Origin of the sequence: Pseudomonas sp. 10S5 (assembly GCF_035019745.1) — a bacterium.
GTDB lineage: Bacteria > Pseudomonadota > Gammaproteobacteria > Pseudomonadales > Pseudomonadaceae > Aquipseudomonas.
Genome location: NZ_JASJVL010000072.1, coordinates 1 through 216 on the forward strand (window position 1 = coordinate 1; position 216 = coordinate 216).

Annotated in this window: 1 protein-coding gene; it reads right to left on the reverse strand. The window is 54.2% G+C overall.

Features of this window, described 5'->3' with window-relative positions; translation table 11 throughout:
- A partial coding sequence (locus QN378_RS23435; protein WP_323551276.1) for a hypothetical protein occupies positions 1–216 on the reverse strand: 216 nt, incomplete at both ends.

Below are 216 nucleotides of genomic sequence, written 5' to 3' on the forward strand. Positions count from 1 at the left end.
AGCGGTTGATCGCTGGTGCCATCAGCCAGTTGAAAATCAGTGCGATGCCGTTGCAGGTCGTGGGTGGATAGTTTTTTGCCGTGATCGTCCTCCAGAAAATGCCCCGGATAGACGTAATGCTCAAGTTTCGGCTCGACACGCAGGACTTCACCCCTTTGCGCTTGGGCTTGCGTCGGCCAGGGTTTTCTCGAGATTTCCAGTAGATAACCGGCTTTC